This window comes from Haloechinothrix sp. LS1_15 (genome assembly GCF_033042135.1).
GTDB lineage: Bacteria > Actinomycetota > Actinomycetes > Mycobacteriales > Pseudonocardiaceae > Haloechinothrix.
This window is the reverse complement of sequence record NZ_WBXM01000002.1, coordinates 134,744-153,443: the sequence shown is the minus strand read 5'-3', so window position 1 is coordinate 153,443 and position 18,700 is coordinate 134,744. Positions and strand designations below refer to the sequence as shown.

Annotated in this window: 16 protein-coding genes; 2 read left to right on the top strand and 14 right to left on the bottom strand. The window is 69.9% G+C overall.

Annotated elements, in window-relative coordinates; genetic code table 11:
* Positions 1–55: 55 nt before the first annotated feature.
* From F8178_RS03605 to F8178_RS03590, 4 genes are all read right to left on the bottom strand, one after another.
* Entirely contained in the window at positions 56–1,171 is a 1,116-nt protein-coding gene (locus F8178_RS03605) for an SIS domain-containing protein (RefSeq protein ID WP_317493179.1), read from the bottom strand.
* Complete coding sequence (locus F8178_RS03600) at positions 1,137–1,397, bottom strand: Trm112 family protein (protein ID WP_317493178.1); 261 nt, start codon at positions 1,395–1,397, stop codon at positions 1,137–1,139. The genes F8178_RS03605 and F8178_RS03600 overlap by 35 nt, the downstream gene beginning before the upstream one ends.
* 65 nt (positions 1,398–1,462) lie before the next feature.
* Positions 1,463–2,821, bottom strand: coding sequence for a phosphomannomutase/phosphoglucomutase (locus F8178_RS03595; protein WP_317493177.1), 1,359 nt, complete (start codon positions 2,819–2,821; stop codon positions 1,463–1,465).
* Positions 2,822–2,974: 153 nt separating this feature from the next.
* On the bottom strand, positions 2,975–3,340 hold the full coding sequence (locus F8178_RS03590; protein ID WP_317493176.1) for a DUF3499 domain-containing protein: 366 nt from the start codon (positions 3,338–3,340) through the stop codon (positions 2,975–2,977).
* 166 nt (positions 3,341–3,506) lie between these two features.
* Between F8178_RS03590 and F8178_RS03585 the strand changes: the two genes are divergently transcribed.
* Positions 3,507–3,974, top strand: a complete 468-nt coding sequence (locus F8178_RS03585) for a metallopeptidase family protein (protein ID WP_317493175.1) — start codon at positions 3,507–3,509, stop codon at positions 3,972–3,974.
* A gap of 31 nt (positions 3,975–4,005) precedes the next feature.
* Here the strand turns inward: F8178_RS03585 and F8178_RS03580 are convergent, their stop codons facing one another.
* Both F8178_RS03580 and F8178_RS03575 read right to left on the bottom strand, forming a co-directional pair.
* On the bottom strand, positions 4,006–7,575 hold the full coding sequence (locus tag F8178_RS03580) for a glycosyltransferase family 2 protein (protein WP_317493174.1): 3,570 nt from the start codon (positions 7,573–7,575) through the stop codon (positions 4,006–4,008).
* 48 nt (positions 7,576–7,623) lie between these two features.
* Complete coding sequence (locus F8178_RS03575) at positions 7,624–7,908, bottom strand: WhiB family transcriptional regulator (protein ID WP_317493488.1); 285 nt, start codon at positions 7,906–7,908, stop codon at positions 7,624–7,626.
* 462 nt (positions 7,909–8,370) lie between these two features.
* On the opposite strand from F8178_RS03575, the gene F8178_RS03570 reads away from it, so the two are divergent.
* On the top strand, positions 8,371–9,174 hold the full coding sequence (locus tag F8178_RS03570; RefSeq protein WP_317493173.1) for a site-2 protease family protein: 804 nt from the start codon (positions 8,371–8,373) through the stop codon (positions 9,172–9,174).
* 116 nt (positions 9,175–9,290) lie between these two features.
* Here the strand turns inward: F8178_RS03570 and F8178_RS03565 are convergent, their stop codons facing one another.
* The 8 genes from F8178_RS03565 to F8178_RS03530 form a co-directional block, all read right to left on the bottom strand.
* Positions 9,291–10,106 (bottom strand): hypothetical protein, encoded by an 816-nt coding sequence (locus F8178_RS03565; protein WP_317493172.1) that lies wholly within the window; start codon positions 10,104–10,106, stop codon positions 9,291–9,293.
* Between the two features lie 6 nt (positions 10,107–10,112).
* Positions 10,113–10,619, bottom strand: a complete 507-nt coding sequence (locus F8178_RS03560) for a hypothetical protein (RefSeq protein ID WP_317493171.1) — start codon at positions 10,617–10,619, stop codon at positions 10,113–10,115.
* Positions 10,616–11,503: an N-acetyl-1-D-myo-inositol-2-amino-2-deoxy-alpha-D-glucopyranoside deacetylase gene (gene mshB, locus F8178_RS03555; protein ID WP_317493170.1), complete on the bottom strand. Its 888-nt coding sequence runs from the start codon at positions 11,501–11,503 to the stop codon at positions 10,616–10,618. The genes F8178_RS03560 and mshB overlap by 4 nt, the downstream gene beginning before the upstream one ends.
* A gap of 158 nt (positions 11,504–11,661) precedes the next feature.
* Positions 11,662–12,675: an oligopeptide/dipeptide ABC transporter ATP-binding protein gene (locus tag F8178_RS03550; protein ID WP_317493169.1), complete on the bottom strand. Its 1,014-nt coding sequence runs from the start codon at positions 12,673–12,675 to the stop codon at positions 11,662–11,664.
* A 5-nt stretch (positions 12,676–12,680) separates the two neighbouring features.
* Complete coding sequence (locus tag F8178_RS03545; RefSeq protein WP_317493487.1) at positions 12,681–13,739, bottom strand: ABC transporter ATP-binding protein; 1,059 nt, start codon at positions 13,737–13,739, stop codon at positions 12,681–12,683.
* A gap of 94 nt (positions 13,740–13,833) precedes the next feature.
* Entirely contained in the window at positions 13,834–14,823 is a 990-nt protein-coding gene (locus F8178_RS03540; protein ID WP_317493168.1) for an ABC transporter permease, read from the bottom strand.
* A gap of 14 nt (positions 14,824–14,837) precedes the next feature.
* Positions 14,838–16,355: an ABC transporter permease gene (locus F8178_RS03535; protein WP_317493167.1), complete on the bottom strand. Its 1,518-nt coding sequence runs from the start codon at positions 16,353–16,355 to the stop codon at positions 14,838–14,840.
* Positions 16,356–16,581: 226 nt separating this feature from the next.
* Entirely contained in the window at positions 16,582–18,324 is a 1,743-nt protein-coding gene (locus F8178_RS03530) for an ABC transporter family substrate-binding protein (protein WP_317493166.1), read from the bottom strand.
* Positions 18,325–18,700: the final 376 nt, after the last annotated feature.

Here is an 18,700-nt window from a genome sequence, read left to right as displayed (position 1 = left end):
TCGTCACGCTCCCATCGATGACCGCGAAAGTATCAACGATCGCCGCGCGGCCGAGCTACGCCGGAGCGAACTGGCCCGCTCCCCCGATCGTGCCGGTGGCCAGCCCCAGATAGATCGCGGCGAGCTCGAACCGCAGGGCAAGTACCGCGGCACGGACCGGTTCCTCCGCAGTGACCTCCTCGGCCGCGTCGATGATGTCCGCGGCACCGAGCGTGTCCTCGGCCATCCTTCTGGTAGCCGCCACCTCGGGCCCGTCCCGCACCGCGAGCAGTATCACCCGCAATTCGGGGCCGGTGGTGGCCGCGCCGGACTCGTACGGGTCGGCGAAGATGTCATGCGACTCCGACAGCGACACCGCGGCACGGTGCAGCGCGGTGCGCGTGACCGCGTGCCGGTAGTCGGCGACGTCGCACACCATCGCGGCGTCGGTGGCCAGTGCCTCGGCCGCGTAACCGGCCACGGCCGTTGCCAGCGGGTCGAGCCCCCACAGCAGCGGGATCCGGTCACCGAGCCGCAGTGCCAGCGACTTGGCCGGGTTGACGAACGACTCGTGTCCCAGCTGGTTCCGCGCGGCCTCGGCGTCGAGCTCGTCGGCCAGCGCGACCGGATCGACCTCGCGCAGCCCCATGGCCGAGATGACCTGCAGGCCACAAGCAAGCGCGTGCGTGACATCCCGGCGGGAGCGCAACTCGGACCGGGGCGCCAACACCTTCCCCCTGCCCGCGACCGCCGCGGCGACCGGACCGTCGGCGGGCGCGGAGATCACCACGCCTGCCCCGTGCCGGCACGCCCGCGCCAACGATTCCGCCAGCTCCTGATCGCCAGGGTCGTGCGTATGCCCGTACACCACGTCCAGCGGTCCGGCCCATTCCGGGACCGTGTCGGCGAGCACGACGGGAAGCTGGCAGCGGGGGGTCAGCGACGCGACGAGCATCCGGGCGACGGCCGCACCCGTGCCGGTCCTGGTGAGCAGGATCAACGCCCTTGGTTGATGACCGCCGAGCCTGCCTGCGAGGTCAAGCTCGGCCGCCTGCTCGTGGCTCGCACGAACCTGCGCACCGGCCATTGCCGCGGCACGCAACACCCCGGCGGTATCGGCGTCGGCGAGCCGGGCTGGATCGTCCAGCAGGGTGTCATCAAGCACCATGGGTACGCGTGACGTCCGGGTCATCGGGCTCGTCCTCCTGTGCTTCGGTGTCGCCACCGTCACCGCCACGGTGGGACTCGTCGAGCAAGAGCACGGGGATGCCGTCACGGATCGGGTACTGGCGGCCACACTCGGTACAGGTGAGCACGTCCGCACCCGGATCGCTCGTCGTTCCCTTCACCAGCGGGCCGTGATCCCGCGCCGGGCAGGCCAGGATCTCCAGCAGCTGCTTGTCAACAGTGAAGGCCATGCTTCCTCCCTACTGCTTCCTCCATACCACGGAACGGCGCGATCCGACACCGTCCGCGGTACGGGTCACGCGCGGATGATCGTCAGCACCTCGTCGGTCAGCGACCGCACCGTATCCTCGTCGGCGGCCTCCACGTTCAGCCGCAGCAACGGTTCGGTGTTGGAGGCACGCAGGTTGAACCACGCCCCACCGGGAAGCTCCACGGTCAACCCGTCGAGCTCGTCGACACGCGTGCCGTTACGGCTGGAGAAAGCTTCCTTCACCGCGCGCAGCCGAGCGACCTGATCATCCACAGTAGAGTTGATTTCGCCGGAGGCGACGTAGCGCTCGTAGCGGGAAGCCAGCTCGGACAGCGGCCGCTCCTGCTCGCCGAGGGCGGCAAGCACGTGCATGGCCGCGAGCATACCGGTATCGGCCCGCCAGAAATCTCTGAAGTAGTAGTGCGCCGAATGCTCCCCGCCGAAGATCGCATCCGTTTCGGCCATGGTGGCCTTGATGAACGAGTGTCCGACCCTGCTGCGTACCGGCACCCCACCGTGCTCGGCCACGATCTCGGGAACGGCACGGGAAGTGATCAGGTTGTGGATGACGGTGCCGCCCGGCTCCCTGCTGAGCTCACGCACGGCCACCAACGCCGTGATCGTGCTCGGCGACACCGGCTCGCCGCGCTCGTCGACCACGAAACACCGGTCGGCGTCGCCGTCGAAGGCGATACCCGCGTCGGCGTTCACCTCCCGCACCATCCGCTGCACATCGACCAGGTTCGCCGGGTCGAGCGGGTTCGCCTCGTGGTTCGGGAAGGTCCCGTCGAGCTCGAAATACAGCGGCACGATCTCGATTGGCAAGCCGTCGAACACCGTCGGAACGGTGTGTCCCGCCATGCCGTTGCCCGCGTCCACCACCAGCTTCAGCGGGCGCGAACCGGACAGGTCGACGAGCTTGCGAAGGTGCGCCGCGTAATCGTCGAGGACGTCGCGGTCGGTGACGGTGCCGTTGGCGCCCGCGAACTCCGGTACACCCTGCTCTACGACCTCGCGGATCTCGGCGAGCCCCGACTCTTGACCCACCGGCGCCGCACCAGCGCGACACAGCTTGATCCCGTTGTACTCGGCGGGGTTGTGACTCGCCGTGAACATCGCCCCAGGCACGTTCAGCATCCCCGAGGCGAAGTACAGCTGGTCGGTGCTGGCCAGTCCGATCCGGATCACGTCGATGCCCTGCGCCGTGACCCCCTCGGCGAACGCTTCCGCGAGGCCGGGCGAGGACTGGCGCATGTCGTGCCCGATCACCACAGCCGAGGCCGCCTCGGCCACGACCAACCTGGCGAAGGCCCCGCCGAACTGCGCGGCGAGCTCCGCATCGAGCTGCTCACCAACAATGCCGCGGATATCGTAGGCCTTGACGATCCCCGAAAGATCCCTCACGCCTTCTCCTGTGCCGTTCTTCGAACGCCGCACCCACCACGCAGGGAGCGCGGCACCTATCGCGCCGCGGGCGGTGCCCGAGAGCTTACTCGTGCGGCGAGCCGGGCTGTCCATCGGTCGCCCGGTCATCGACCGTCCCGGCGAGCACCGACGTCACCGGTCCACCGGGTCGGGCAGCACCCGCAGGTGACCGCGCCGGGCAGCCGGGTGCTGGTGCCCGGACTCCTCCTCGGCGGTCACACCGTGCGGCCTGCCCGCCTCACGGACCGCCTCAGCGAGCGCGGTCAGCTCGTCACCGGACGGCTCGGTGGACCCGAACTCACCCTCGTGGCGCACGACCTCCCACCCCTTGGGGACGGTCAACCGCATCGCGTGATGCTCACACAGATCGTACGAATGGGGCTCGGACGCGATCGCCAGCGGGCCGACGACGGCCGTGGAGTCGCTGTAGGCATACGTCAGCGTCGCGACGGCGGCCTGCAAGCAGCCGGTGCGGGAACATACGCGTACGCTTGGCACAGTTCCGGACTGTAGCCCTTCGGCCGGGCGGTGTCGCGATGGCACGCCGGGCCCGCAGGGTTCCCCACTCTGTCGATCATGCTCGGCACGGGCCGGTGCGGGCTGGCAGGGCTGGCAGGGCTGGCAGGGACGACACAGCAGCCACGGCCCGCGTACCCTTCACACCGTGGGATCCACTCGCAGCTCTCGTTCGCACCGCAGGCTCCGCAGGGACCGGCGAGGGCGTGGCCTGCGCGGACCCCTGTTGCCTGCCACGCTGCCCGCCTCGTCGAGCAAATCGGAACGCTTCGACGCCGCGGTCGTCGAGGCGCTCGAACCGATCGAGGCCAGATGGCACGCCGAGCTCGTCAACCTGGACGTAGCCGTCGACGACGTCCCGGACGTGCGCAAGACTGCGCCCGCGAGCGACGGCGAGGGCGTGTTGCACGACGGGTCCGTCCCGCTTTCCCGGCTCGTCCCCGCGGGCGTCGACCAGGCGGGGCTTCCCACCCGCGCCCGCATCGTGCTCTACCGCCGCCCCATCGAGATGCGAGCGCCGGAGCACGACACCCTCGTCGAGTTCCTGCACCAGGTGCTGGTGGAGCAGATCGCGGTGTACCTCGGGCTCGACCCCGACATCATCGAGGGCCACTGAGCGTCAGGGGGCTTGGTCACGCGTCGGGGTGTTATGCCGCCCGGTGCTTGCGCGGCCCGCTGCCCGCGCGAGCAGGGTTACCTGCGTGACCTGCACGGCCCGGGCGCGGCGGAATCGCGGTGAGCACACTGAACAGCACCGCGCCGAGTTGCGCGAGCAGCAACAGCGTCCGGGTCGTGCCGGGATGCTCCACCACCACCTCGGCCTCGCGGGTGGGGACCTCGACAGCGACCTGATGCCCCCATGCCTGCACGATCGGCGCCTGCTCGCCGTCGATCGCGGCCCGCCACCCGGCATCGTAGGTCGCCGCCAGCACCAGCAGCCGTCCCGCCGCGCCGTCCGAGACGCGCGCCCGCACGTCGGGGAGCCGGGCATCGACCACCGCGACCCCGTCGCCGGCGACCTCAGCCGGTGGCGGCTGCCCGTCGACGGCACGCCTGCTCAGTTCGGGGGCGATGAGGGTCACCTGCCCACCCACCGGGGTGAGGCGGACCACGTGCCTGCCATCGGCGGTGGGCGCGGCCGAGGTCACCAGATCTCCCCCCGCCGCGAGCAGGCCATCGGCAGGCACGCCGTGCGGCAGCACGATCATGAGCACCCCGGCCGCGCGCGCGGCGGTCATCGCGTCCCGAACCTCCTGCTCGGTGCCGCGTGGCCGCTCGGGCCCGCCGATCAGTGCCCGCTGCCAGTCGAGCAGCCGCTCAGGGGTGCCCTCGGGCAGCGGGAGGTCGCCGTCACCGAACGCAGGCATCCCCCCGGCCGCCTGCCGCGGTGGATCGCCGTCGGCGCGCAGCACCAGCACCGACTCACCGCTATCCGCCAGCTCCGCTGCCACCGATGGCGCCAGCCGCGCCGTCTCGGCCGGGCGCAGCGGCCCCTCACCGGCCGGGATCACGGCGCCGAGCACGAATACGGCCAGCAACCCCACCGCGGTGCCCACGGCAAGGCCCCGCGACAGCGGCCCATGGCGCGGTCGCGGATCGTCTACGGCCTGCCCCTGGTCGGCACTCGCCTGCCCCCTCCGCGGCACCCGCCATGCGGCCGTGAGCAGAATCAGCAGCAACCCGATCGCGATCATCAGCAGCGGCTCGCCCGCCCAGGCGTGCCGCGCCTGGCCTCCCTCGGCAGGCGGCACGGGCACCGCCTGCAGCAGTGCGAGCCCCGCACCGCCGAGCATGAGCGCGCCGAGCCCGGCCGCCGCCCGTAGCGTCGGCCGCAACACCAGCGCCACGAGGGCAGCCGCCAGCAGGAACCCCCCGACCGGCAGGGCGCCGGGGCCGCCGGGGTGCAGAGACAGCAGCAGCCCGGCGTGTGCCGGCACCTCCGGTACCCCGGCGCCGATGCCGTGCACGATGAGCTCGGGATCGGTGATCAGGGTGACCGGCCAGGGCAGCAGTAGCGCGATCGGCAGCAGCGCCACCACCGCCATCGAGCTGATCCGCCGCGCCATCCGAGCTGACGACGGCACAACCACGAAGCCGACCAGCAGTCCCACCAGCACTGCCAGGTGAGTCAGCGGCGCGAACGCACCGAGCACCGCGAGCCCCACAGCCACCGTCACCGACCTCGGCAGCCACCGGGTCGCGGCCGGGTCGCCTGCCAGGCTCGGCCGCAGCACCGTGGCGATCCCCGCGACCACCGGAGGGAGCAGCAGGTGTGCCACCACCACCCCGACACGTCCCTGCTCAACGGCCGCCAGTGCCGGAGGCAGCAGAGCGTAGCCCACCGCGAGCGCCGCCCGCACCCACCGGGCCACAGGCAGTCTCCTGGTGGCCAGGTAGGCGCTCAACCCGGCCAGCGGGGCCGACAGCAGCAGCACCGCCGTCACCACGAGCGACGGACCGCCGACCGGGTACAGCGGCGCCCCCAGGATGCCGAGCACCGCCAGCGCCGGGGGTGCGTGCGCCGACGTACCGCCCCCCGCGGGATGCCATGACGCGAGATAGGCCGACCACACCTCGCCCAGGTCGCCCACGGGCAGCAGCCGGCCACCCACCAACTCGCCTGCCAGCCGGTCGAAGTGCAACACCACCGCCAGCGCGGTGAGGGCGAGTACCAGCAGCACGGGCGGCGCCAGCAGCGTCGCGGCCAGCACCCGCGCCCGCCGGACCTCGACGAAGACCAGTTCGGGCCGGTCCGCACCACGTCCGGGGCTCGGCCTCGCCGTGGCGTCGGCGGCCTGTCCCTCGCGTGCGGGCGCCGCGCCCTCACCGGTCGCGACGGCGGTGCGCTCGCCGCCGCCCGTGGCTGTCTCGCTGCCATCGGCGACCCCGGTGTCGGCGTCCGCCGGGCTCGCAGGCACCGGCACCGCCAGCAGCTCCCGCGAGCGCCCGCCATCCGGCCCGCGTACCGTGAGCGGTCGTGCCGCCGACATCGGCTGGTCCGGCGGCACCCACTCGGACCGTGACGGCGTGGCCGCCAGCGTTCCCAGCGCGGTCACCCTTCGCATTGCCTCGGGCTCGGCCGCCTGGTTCCTGGCCAGGTCACCGGCCACCTTGCGACGCACCATAGCCGTCACCGCGCCCCGCGCGGCACCACGCACCCGCTGCCACCGACCGGCGAACAGACCTCGCACGCTCGGTACGCGGCGCCCGGTATCGGCGCAGGCGCGGACACGGCGAGCCGCGCGCAACGTGGCCAGCCGGAACGGGACGGCGCCCGCGGCCAGCTCCGCCCTCGCGCGGCGCGGTTTCGCCAGCAGCAGGAAGACCACCGACCGGACCACCGCGAGTACGGCCAACCTCGGCACGCCGAGCAGGAACGCGATACGCGAGCAGTTGACCAGGTAGGTACGGACACCGTGGACCCGATCCGCCACGGCGGATCCGGCGTAACCGGCGGCGTCGAGCGCCGCCGGTTCGCGCTGCCCCGTCGTCACCGCGCGCGCGTGGTGCACCCTGCCCGTCGGGACACACAGCACGGTCCAACCCGCCCGGTTGGCGCGCCAACCGAGATCGAGATCCTCCCGCAGCAGCGGGAGGTCGGTGTCGAAACCGCCGAGATCGTCCCACAGCTTCCGGCGCACCAGCGCTGCCGCGCTCGGCGTGGCCAGCACTTCGGAGCTCTGTTCGGCGGTGATCGCCTGTCCCCGCTCGCCGCCGGACACGGGCATCGAGCTCAGCCCGGCATCGGCCCGTCGGTGCCCGGCGGCGTCCGTGGTCAGACCCGCCTCCACGACCAGCCGTGGTTCGTCCCAGTCCAGCGCGATCGGCCCCAATATGCCAGCCGATGGGGACGCGTCGGCGGCATTGAGCAGCGCCGCGAGGCAGTGCGGATCGACGGCGCAGTCGTCGTGCAGCACCCAGATCCACTCGACCGAATCCCCGTCCGGCTCGGCCACCTCGCTCGCGTGATCGACCCCGGCCGCCACGGCGGCGGCGAACCCGGTGTCGGCTGGCAGCGTAACCCGATCGTTGATGATCGGGTTCTCCCCGCTCGCGGCGTCGGCCAGTAGCCGCGCCGTGTCGTCGGCCGACCCCGTATCGACGGCGACTATCCGGCTGGGCCGGACCGTGCTTTCCCGTAGCGCCGCCAGCGCTCGTGGCAACCAGCGCTGTCCGTTGTGGCACACCAGGACCGCGAGAACCGGTGCGGTGTGCATGCGGCCACGCCTCCGAGCTCGCGGGACAAGAAGCAGGTCGGTCCGAGTCTAGACCGCCCGCTTCCTGAGCTTGCGCCGCTCCCGCTCGGAAAGCCCGCCCCAGATACCGAAACGTTCGTCATGGGCGAGCGCGTACTCCAGGCACTCCGCACGGACCTCGCATCCCTGGCAGATGCGTTTGGCCTCCCGCGTCGACCCTCCCTTTTCCGGGAAGAACGCCTCCGGGTCCGTCTGCGCGCACAGCGCGCGTTCCTGCCAGTCCTGCTCCTGCTCGAGGCCAAACAGGTCTGCGAGAACGTCGACCTCCCGATCGGAGTTCTCTGTCCAGCGCATTCCCGCCCCCGACTGGTGGCTCACGTCCGCGTTTCGCACGTCCGCCTCCTTGCTTCCACGCGTTGAAGTTGGCGGACATCACTCGCTTCCCGGTACGGCCGGAGAGGCTCCGGCACTCACCGGACCGGCGCAGGACCCCTCTCACTCCAACGCCGGTTCTCTCCCGGCACCGGGGAGGCCACGTCGAGCGTGTCCCGGAGCCGGATCGATACAACCCACCTGGGCTGCAGCGAATGACATCAATGTGATTACACCGCTGTGATGCTATTCGGTCAAGCGGAGTCCCATGGTTGGGGGATAAAAAAGTGACCTGGGCGCAAGTCGACACGCCGACATACCCGAGAGCACCTGCGGCACTGGCGTGCCCGGTCCCTCTTCCGACCTCATCCTCGGCCCGCGTGCACTGATCAGCAACCTGACCCGGCGTCGGCAGCGACGCCATCGACCGGGAAACTCGGGGAGATGCGCCGATCCGCCACCCGTCCCAGCCCGGTCTTCCTCGGCCTGCTCGGCGTCACCCTGCTCGGTGCCACGCTGCTCGCGTTCGACGCTCCCTTCGCAGCGCAGCGTGTCGGTGACGCCACGATCATCGACTTCGACAGCCGCACCGTCCTCGGCACGATCGGGGTCGTAGCGCTCGTGCTCGGCGGGTGGGCGGTCTCGCTCACCCTGCACGAGTTCGGTCACGCTTTCGTGGCCTACCGGGGTGGCGACGCGTCGGTGGCCACCAAGGGCTACCTCACGCTGGACATCCGCCGCTACACCGATCCGATGTTGTCGCTGGCACTACCGCTGCTGTTGCTGGCCATCGGTGGGATCCCGCTACCGGGCGGGGCTGTGTGGATCAACAGGGGCGCGCTGCGCACCCGCGCTGTCGCCGCGGCGGTATCGCTGGCTGGGCCGCTGGCCAACCTGGCCGTGGGAATGGCGCTGATCGTGCTGATCACCGCCGTCAGCATGCCGGTCGGGCTGCAGATCGGGTTGTCGTATCTGGCGATGGTGCAAGTGCTGGCGTTCGTGCTGAACATGCTCCCGGTGCCCGGTCTCGACGGCTACGGCGCTCTGGAACCGTACCTGTCACCGCGCGCCCGCGAGCTCGGCGCCAAGGCGCGTCCCTGGGCACCACTGGCACTGTTCGCGCTGATCATCGGGGTCCCCGGGGTGGGAACCGCCTTCTGGACGCTGTCGGACACCGTGTACGGCCTGCTCGGCGGGGACGTGGACGTGGCACGAGCGGGCTTCTCGGCGTTCATGTTCTGGCGCTGACCCGTACCGCACCGGTGAGGCCGGCTCGGTTTCGAGCCGAAGGACTCCTCGGGTGCCGTATATGTACCGAAGGAGTCCTTCGGCTCGCACCCCCGCGCCGGAAACCGGCACCGCCGTCACTGGTGGGGGCGCTGTTGTGCGAGCCGGTAGGCGCGCGCGGCGCGGGCCACCCGCTTGAGCGCCGAGCGCTCGCCGAGGTAATTGCCAACGACCCCGACTACCGGGATGGCGCCAAGCCACCGCTGCCAGAACCGCCCGCGGGGGCGGGCGTCCAGCTCGTCTCCGATCGCCTGCAGCGAACGACCGAGCCGCCACAGCGTCCGCGCCACCGCCGTCAAGCCGAGCCCACGCCGCGACTGCCCGGCGCCGCCGAGCTCCCTGCCCAGATCCGCCGTCTCGGCATCTTCACTGACCTGATCGTGGGACGGGTCCTTCCCGGCAGCCAGGTCGCCATCGATGTCCCTGCCGAACAGCACCCAGGCGATCATCCGCACCCGCTCGGCGTGGCCGGTCATGCCGTACTCACCGGCGATAGCACACAGCAGCACCCCTTGCGAGGCCGCGCTCAGCGCGCTCTGCACCGGAAACCGCCGTGCCAGCGCCCCACCGAGCCCGGGCAGCGAGGCGAGCAGCGCGGTGAACCGGCCGACACGGTTGATCCACCACCGCTCACGCTGGGCAGGGGACATCCGGCGCCACGCGGGCGTGCCGGGAACGCGCCAGGATCCCAACCGCCGGAGCAGCCACCTGCGCACCGCCGGTGGCAAGTGCCCCAGCTCGTCAGGGACATCGCCCCGCTCGGCCGCTGCCGCGGCCCTGGCACGCAGGCTGAGCGGATCGGCTTCGCGGAGCACGTCGAGCACCGGCCCGGTGGCCCGCACGAACGGTCGTAGCACCGCGACGACCTGCCGGTCGGTCACTCTTGTCGCCATCGCCGGTCACTCCCCCGCTCCGGCACGCTGCGCCTGCGCACCTGGTGTGGCGGCCGAGCTTGGCCCGGTAGACGCGGTAGGAGCGGCCCGGCTGCCGTCCCGGCGCGCGCCAGCCTTTCCCGACCCCAAGGCGCGTCCCAAGGCGAACGCGCCGGGCAGCGCACCACCAGCCAGCAGCACGGCGGTGCGCCAGTCGGGCAGGAACACCTGATCGCCACCCGGCCCTCCGACCGCGAGGAGCAGCAAGGCCACCAGCCACGCCAGCAGCGGGAGCCCCGCGAGTAGCGGTGTACGCCCCAGTGCGGCCGCGCAGCGCGCGGCCTGGGCCACCAGCAGCGGCGTCGTCACCATCGCCAGCACCACGACCACAGGGACTGGCAGGTCGCCTGCGGCGGGCAGCACCCTACCGTCCAACCGCATCGGCAGGAAGAACAGCTGCAGCACCGCGAGCAGCACGGCATCGACGACGAGCACGGCCAGCAGCAGCCATTCGCGTGTGCCGGATGAGCTCATCGGATCCCACCGAACAGGTCCGTTGCCACCTCCGGATGCTGAGCGAGGACGGCGCCGCCCGCCCGCGGGCCCGTGCCGTCCTCGCTCACATCACGGGCGAGCTCGAAGTACTCGGTATCCGCGTTCGGCAACGCCATCCCGTTGGACAGCGCGAAACACGCGCCGTTACCCGCCTGGTCGCGCCAGACGCTGACCTGTGTGCGGTGTGCCTGCAACGCGCGCAGCCTGGCGTCGGTGTGGCCTGCCACGTCCACCGCCACGTGCGCCCGCTCGTCGGCCACGACCGGTAGCTCGTCGAGGTCCGGCACGGTGAACGGCAACCCGTCGTACTCGCGCAATGCAGCCAGCGCGTGTCCGGCCGGGGTACGGGGGACCACTGTGTACAGCACGCGCCGCACCGGATCCGCGTCAGCTGTGGCCGCCATCGTGATCTCGTGCGCTCTGATGTGGTCGGGATGCCCGTAGCCGCCGTCGGCGTCGTAGGTGACGACCACCTGGGGGCGCACCTCGTCCAGCACGGCGCGCAGCTGCTCGACCTGCTCAGCGATGGCGCCAGCCACCAGGGCGCGAGGGTGCCGTGCGGACGCGGAGCCCGCCATGCCCGAATCCCGCCACCGGCCGATCCCACCGAGGTAGTAATGCCGGTGCACCCCGAGAGCGGCACACGCCCGTTGGAGCTCACCCGCGCGGTAACCGCCGAGCTGATCGGCGGCGTCCGCCCCGAGCTGCCCGAGCTCGGGTGGGATGATCTCCCCTTCCTCGCCCAGCGTGCACGTCACCAACGTGACCTCCACCCCGGCCGCAGCGTAGCGCGCGATGGTCCCGCCCGTGGTCAACGACTCGTCGTCCGGATGCGCGTGTACCAGCAGCAACCTGTCGTCCACGCAGCCACTGTAATGGCTCCTCCGCCGTGCCACGCGTTCCGGCACCCCATGTCTGGCGCGCCGGCACACCATGTCTACCGCTACAACACCCCGTGTTCAGCACCTCGACATGCCCGGGCTCTCGACACGGGGTGCCTGCGGACCCGACACGGCTTGGGTTACTCCGGGAAGTGGCAGGCGACCGGGTGGCCTTCACCGCGGTCGACGAGGGCGGGCTCCTCGGTGGCACAGATCTCGGCCGCCTTCCAGCAGCGGGTGCGGAACCGGCAGCCGCTCGGCGGGTCGATCGGGCTCGGCACGTCGCCACCGAGGATGATCCGCTCCCTGCTCCGCTCGCTGTCCGGATTCGCAGCGGGGGCGGCCGACAGCAGCGCCTTGGTGTACGGGTGGGACGGGCGCTGGTAGATCTGCTCCCGCGTGCCGGTCTCGACCATCTTGCCCAGGTACATCACCGCGACCCGGTGCGAGATGTGCCGCACCACCGATAGGTCGTGCGCGATGAACAGGTACGCCAGCCCGAACTCCCGCTGCAGGTCCTCCAGCAGGTTGACCACCCCGGCCTGCACCGACACGTCCAGCGCGGAGACCGGCTCGTCGAGCACCAGCATCCTCGGGCGCAGCGCCAGCGCCCTGGCGATCCCGATGCGCTGCCGCTGACCGCCGGAGAACTCGTGCGGGTACCGGTTGCCGTGCTCGGGGCTCAACCCCACCAGTTCGAGCAGCTCGGCCACCCGCTCGGGGCCACCGGGTCGCCACTGCCGGTGCACCCGCAACGGCTCGCCGATGATGTCGTTGACCGGCATCTTCGGGTTCAGCGAAGCGAACGGGTCCTGGAACACGATCTGCAGGTCGCGCCGAACCGCCTGCAGCTGTCGCGGTCGCATCGTGGTCAGCTCGACACCCTCGAAGCGCACCGAACCGGAGCTGGGCCTGATCAGCTGCAGCAGCGCCCGCCCGGTTGTGGACTTCCCGCAGCCGGACTCGCCCACCATGCCCAGCGTCTCACCCTGCGCGATGTCGAACGAGACCCCGCTGACAGCATGCACGTCCCCCACCTTGCGGCGGAACAAACCACTGCCGCCGCGCACGGGGAAAGTCACCTCGAGGTCGTTCACCTCGAGCAGGGCGTCGCGGTAGCCGCGCGACACCTCGTTTCGCGCGTCTTCGGCCATCACGCTCATCGTGCCCTCTCGCTTTCCTGCCGGAAGAATGCCGTCGGGTCGTCGGCCTGAGCGAGCTTGCCCCAGTGGTGGCAGGCGGCGACGTGGTCGTTCCGGTCGGTCGGCGCCGGATCCGGCTCCACGGTCAGGCAGGCGCTGTCATCGGCGATCGGGCACCGGGGCGAGAACGGGCACCCTGGCGGCACGTTGATCAGCGACGGCGGGGTGCCCTCGATGGGCCGCAGACGCTCGTGCCTGGTGGCATCCAGCGAGGGCAGCGAGCCGAGCAGCCCGGCCATGTAGGGCATGCGGGGTTGGTTGAACACCACGTCCACGTCGCCGAGCTCGACCGGCCTGCCCGCGTACATCACCAGCACGCGATGCGCCATCCCCGCGATCACCCCCAGGTCGTGGGTGATCATCACGATCGCGGCGTTGACCGCGTCCTTGACCTCGAGCAGCTTCTCCAGGATCTGCGCCTGCACCGTCACGTCCAGCGCGGTGGTCGGCTCGTCGGCGATGATCACGTCGGGGTCGTTGATGATCGCCATGGCGATCATCACGCGCTGGCGCATCCCGCCGGAGAACTCGTGCGGGTAGCTGCGTAGCCGCTCTGCCGCCCGGGGGATACCCACCAGGTCGAGCATCTCCCGCGCCCGCGCGAACGCCCGCTTGCGGGGGACCAGATGGTGCGAGAGCACCGCCTCGGCCAGCTGATCCCCGATGGTCTGCACCGGGTTGAGCGAGGTCATCGGGTCCTGAAAGATCATGGCAATCTTCTCGCCCCGCAGCCCTCGCCGCTCCTTCTCCCGCATGGCCAGCAGGTCCTTGCCTCGGTAGACGATGCGGCCGCGCACCCGGGCGTTGCGGGGCAGCAACCCCATGATCGCCATCGACGACACCGACTTGCCAGAGCCGGATTCACCGACGATGCCCAGCACCTCACCCGAGCGCACGGTGTAGTCCACCCCGCGCACGGCCTTGACGACCCCGTCGTCGGTGGGGAACTCCACGGTCAGGTTCTCCACCCGGAGGATCTCGTCGTCGAGCGGAGGATCCAGGTCGGCGAGGGTCATGCCCGTATGCACCCCGGTACTGGTGTCACCAGTGCCCCCGATCCCGCTGCCGCCGAAGGGGTCCGAATTCGTCGACATTGTGTCCGCCATTCCGTCAGTCACGCACCCGGTTCTGTCGTGGGTCGAAGGCGTCCCGCAGGCCGTCGCCGATGAAGTTCACCGACAGCACGATGCCGATGATGAACAGCCCCGGCCAGTAGAACAGCCACGGTCGCACGGTCAGCGCGTTCTGGTAGTCGCTGATGATCCGGCCGAGCGAGGTGTCCGGTGGTTGCACCCCGAGACCGAGGAAGGACAGCGCGGACTCCAGGATGATCGCCGTGGCGATCGCCAGGGTCACCGAGACGATGATGATGCCTACCGTGTTCGGCAGGACGTGCTTGGTGATGATCCGTACCGACGAGGCCCCGAACGATCGGGCCGCGGTCACGAACTCCTTCTCCCGGATCGACAGCACCTCGCCCCGGATCAACCGCGCGGTCGGTGTCCAGGTGACCAGCCCGAGCACCAGCCCGAGCACCACGATCCCCTGCTGCCCCCACATCACCGCTACCAGCCCGGCGAACAGCAGCGTGGGGATGGTGATGACCACGTCGGTCAGCCGCATCAGCGACGCCTCGGCCTTGCCGCGGAAGTACCCGGCGACCGCGCCGATCACGGTACCGACGAAGGTGGCCACGATCCCCACGATGAACGCAATGATCAGCGACACCTGGGCACCGCGCATGGTGAGCGCGAAGTAGTCGCGGCCGACGTTGTCCTGGCCGAACGGGTGCTCGCCGATCTGGAAGCCGGGGCCACCGAGGAAGCTCGGCCACACGCTCAGCGTGGGCCGCCCCTCGTTCACCAAGGTGCCGGTGGTGGCGAAATCCTTAGGCCACCAGCCGGGGATCGGTCCGAAACCGATCGAGCTCATCGCCAGCACCACGATGGCGCCCAGGCCGATCAGCCCGGCGACCGCGCCCTTGTGCCGGAGGAACCGGCGCAGCACCAGCTGCGCCTGGCTGCGCGCTTCCACGCCCATGCCCTGCGCCGCGTCGGTGGCGGCCTGGGCCCGGGTTCGCGTGGTATCTACATCGCTCATCGCTGCACCCTCCCTTAGGCCTGCCGGATCCGCGGGTCGAGGAAGCCGTAGGTGATATCGGCGATCATGTTGAACACCACGATCGCCCCGCCCGCGACCAGGAAGAACGCCATGATCGGCCCGGGATCGCCGTTCTGGATGCCGTCCAGCAGCATCCGGCCCATGGCTCGCCAGCCGAACACCGTCTCGGTGACCACCGCACCGCCCATGACGGTACCGATGTCGTAGGCGGTCAGCGTGGTGATCGGGATCAGGCCGTTGCGCAGCGAGTGCCTGGTGACCACCGCACGCTCGGGCAGCCCCTTGGCGCGCGCGGTGCGCACGTAGTCCTGGTTCATCACCTCCAGCATGCTCGCCCTGGTGTAGCGGGTGTAGGTAGCCAACGAGATCAGCATCAGCGCCAGCGTGGGCAGCGCGAGGTGACCGACCGAGTCAAGCCCGGACTGCCAGAACGTGCCCTCGAAGTTGGGTGTTCCCGCCCCGATGGTGGACACTGGGCGCCCGCCCTTCATCTCGCTGTAGGAGGCGAAGGACTGCAGCATCCTGTCGACGAAGATCAACGCTCCGGTGAACAGGCCCGTCCACATCGCCGCCTGGATGGCCGAGCGACGGTAGAGCTCACCGCCGATCACCCAGCCGAAGGCGAAGCACACCGCCGCGGTGATCAGCGCGAGCAGGCCGATGGTCGCGAGGTTGGGATCGGCCAGCACCGGATCGAGTACCAGCGCGCAAACGATCCCCGCCACCGCGGCCGTCATCGCAGCCCGCATCACCGGGCTGTTCCAGTCCAGCCCGCTGAACAGCGTGGTGAAGCCGACCGCGCCCGCGATCGCGGTCACGGCGATCACGAACACACCCAGTCCGGGGTCGGCGAACCAACCCGTTTCCGACAGCGCCCACAGCAGGGCGACCATTCCGAGGAAGCCGACCGCGAACGTGGTCAGCCTGGTGCGGCGGTCACCGACGACCAGCGAGGCGCAGAACAGCGCCACGAACAACGCGACCAGACCGATCACCCAGAGCGCCAGCGTGGGATCGGCGAGCCAGTTGTTCAGATCGATGGCCACGAACTGTTTCAGCAGCGTGCCCACCCAGAACACCGGCAACGAGTAGAACAGGAACGCGGCGAAGGTCACCGACAGGTCCAGCCCGCTGTACTGGCGCAGCGCGGAGATGACGCCGATGCTGATACCGATCACGATGGACAGCACCGTGGCGCCGAGCACCAGCTGCAGGGTGGCGCCCACGGCGTTCTCCAGCATGGCGTTGACGCTGTGGCCGGTCGCGGTGACACCGAGGTCGCCGGTAAGCACCCCTCCCAGCCAGAGGAAGTAGCGGATGTAGACGGGTTCGTCGAGGTTCATCCGCTCGGTGATCTCGGCGATCGCGGACTCTTGGGCCGGACCGCTCGGCAGCTGCCTGGCTTCGGCCAGCGGATCCCCGACGTTGACCGCCATGAGGAACACGACGACGGTGGCGGCGAGGAACACCAGGACTGACACGACCAGGCGCCGCGCGATGAAGGCAAGCATGGCGCTGAGGTCTCCTCAGGGTCGCAGAGGTTAGGGGGATGGGATCGCGCGCACGGTGCGGCGGGACCGGATGGTCGATCTCACCGGCCCCGCCGCTGTTGTGCTCCGAGCTCCGGTCCGCACGCGGCTACTTTCCCAGTCCTGGGCTGCTCGTGCGGAACCCAGCCTCGTCACGCGGAGGGGGTCGGGCTCGGCTCACCTGCCGAGCCCGACCGGTCACTCCACGTCACCCTCTGCTCCACTCCGGCATGTTCCACACCAGGCCGGTCTGGGTCGGGTTCATCACGAGGTTCTCGATGTCCGGCTGCCAGGCGGCGATGTTCGGGTGCTGGTACAGCGGGATGGTGACCAGGTCCTCCCACAGGTGACGCTCGATGTCCGCCGCGATCGACAGCGCCTCGTCGCGGTCGGTCTCCCGCAGGATGTCGTCCAGCATCTGATCCATCGCCGGGTCGGAGTAACAACCGTTGTTGTTGCCCTTGGCCTCCGCGGTGCACTCGTCCGGGGTCTCGTAGGTGGAGTTCCAGTTGGACAGCACCGAGGAGCCGATCCAGGCGAACATGGCCACGTCGAAGGTGCCCTGGCTCAAGCCGCCATCGGTGTCGAAGAAGTCACCGGTGGAGACGAACTCCATGTCGAAGCCGGCTTCCTCGCAGTTCTGCACGATCAGCGTGCCCGCGTTGTTGCGACGCTCGTTGTCCAGCGTCTCCAGCCGGACCTCGGTGCCGACCGCATCCTCTTCCTCGAGGATCTGGCGTGCCCGCTCGATGTCCTGCTCGCCGTACTCCTCGATGAACTCCGAGGACCGGTCGATGGCCTCGTCGAAGCCGGGGTCCCAGGGCGCGATGTTGCGGACGTCCTTGACCTCGGCATCCGGCTGCACCGGCTGGATCAGGTTCTCCACGATGGTTTGCCGCGGCACGCACAGCGCGAACGCTTCACGCAGCTCCAGGCTGTCCGCGAACGGGCCGCTGTCGAAGTTGAAGTCCAGGTGCTCGTAGGAGTACTGGTCGTCGACGGTCGACTCGATGCCCGCGGCCTCGGCGGCCTCGATCTGGTTGGCCATGTCCACGGTCGGCTGCGGGTTGATGATGTCGACTTCCCGGTTCTCCAGCGCCTGGACCTGCTGCTCCTCCGGGATCTCGCGGATCACGATGGTCCCGGTGTTCGGGGGCTCACCCCAGTAGTTCTCGTTGTAGGTGAGCGTGACGTGCTGCCCCTCGGCGTAGGAATCCAGCTTGTACGGCCCGGAGGACGGGATGATCTCCTCCTCCGGCAGCGCCCCGTCGATGAGCCAGCCCTCGTTGAAGAACTCGGCAGCTTCGGTCAGGGCGTCGTCGTCGCCCTCGCGGATCGCCTCGATGAGCTCTTCGGTGGACAGGCCGCCCTGCTCGGCGACCACGTGCGCGGGCATCATCGCGTTGTTGCCCTGCCCGGGTCCGTTGTTGTGCCAGTCGGCGAAGGGCTGTTCGTACTCGAGGGTGAAGTCCTTGTCGCCCGGCTCGCACTCCGGTTCGACGGTGTCCTCGATTCCCATGGTGCTGACCTGGGAGAAGTCGCCGACCTGGCCGCTCTGCACGGCCCACCACAGCATGGCGTCTGCACAGTCGATGGGCTCACCGTCGGACCACACGGCATCCTCGTGGATCGAGTACTCCACGGCCAGCGGTTCCTCGGAGACCTGCTCGTAGCTACCGAAGGTCTCGTTCGGCGTGACCTCGCCGTCCTCCCCGGCGTAGTTCCAGAAGCCGGTGGTCACCCACTCGTTGACGATGCCGTTGGCGAACGAGTTCGCCCCGGCGGTTGTGTTGTTGAAGCTGTCGTACGGCTGGGGCCACGCAAGGGTGATCGTGCCCCCGACGTCGCCGTTGTCCGCGGCTTCGTCCTCTCCGTTGTCGGCGCACGCACTCAGCACGAGCGCGCCGCTCGCGACAAGCGCTGTCGCGGTAGCGAATCGTGGTCTTCTCATCACGTCCTGTGTCCTCCTCGCACTGGGCCAGCTAGGCATGCGCGGCCCTCGTCGCTCCGGTGAGTGTGGCCGAAGCGTATGACGCACCACACATTGTCGGTATGGCGAGCTCGCCGATGAACACTAGGAAGCGGAACACGCCGAGTCACCAGTTCGCGAGAGATCGTGACCAAAGGGTGACCTCTTTCACCACGATCTCGCGATTGAGCGAGGAGTGCGATCACCTGCGGATATGCACTTCACGCCACCCCATCCGCCGAACGGGTTAATACGTTCGGCGGGGCCGTTAGGCAACGTAACGACCCGCGGTCTGGCTACTCTGTGCCACTGTCTCATGTGTGCCACCGGGGTGAGCGAGATCATTCCCCGTGGCCGC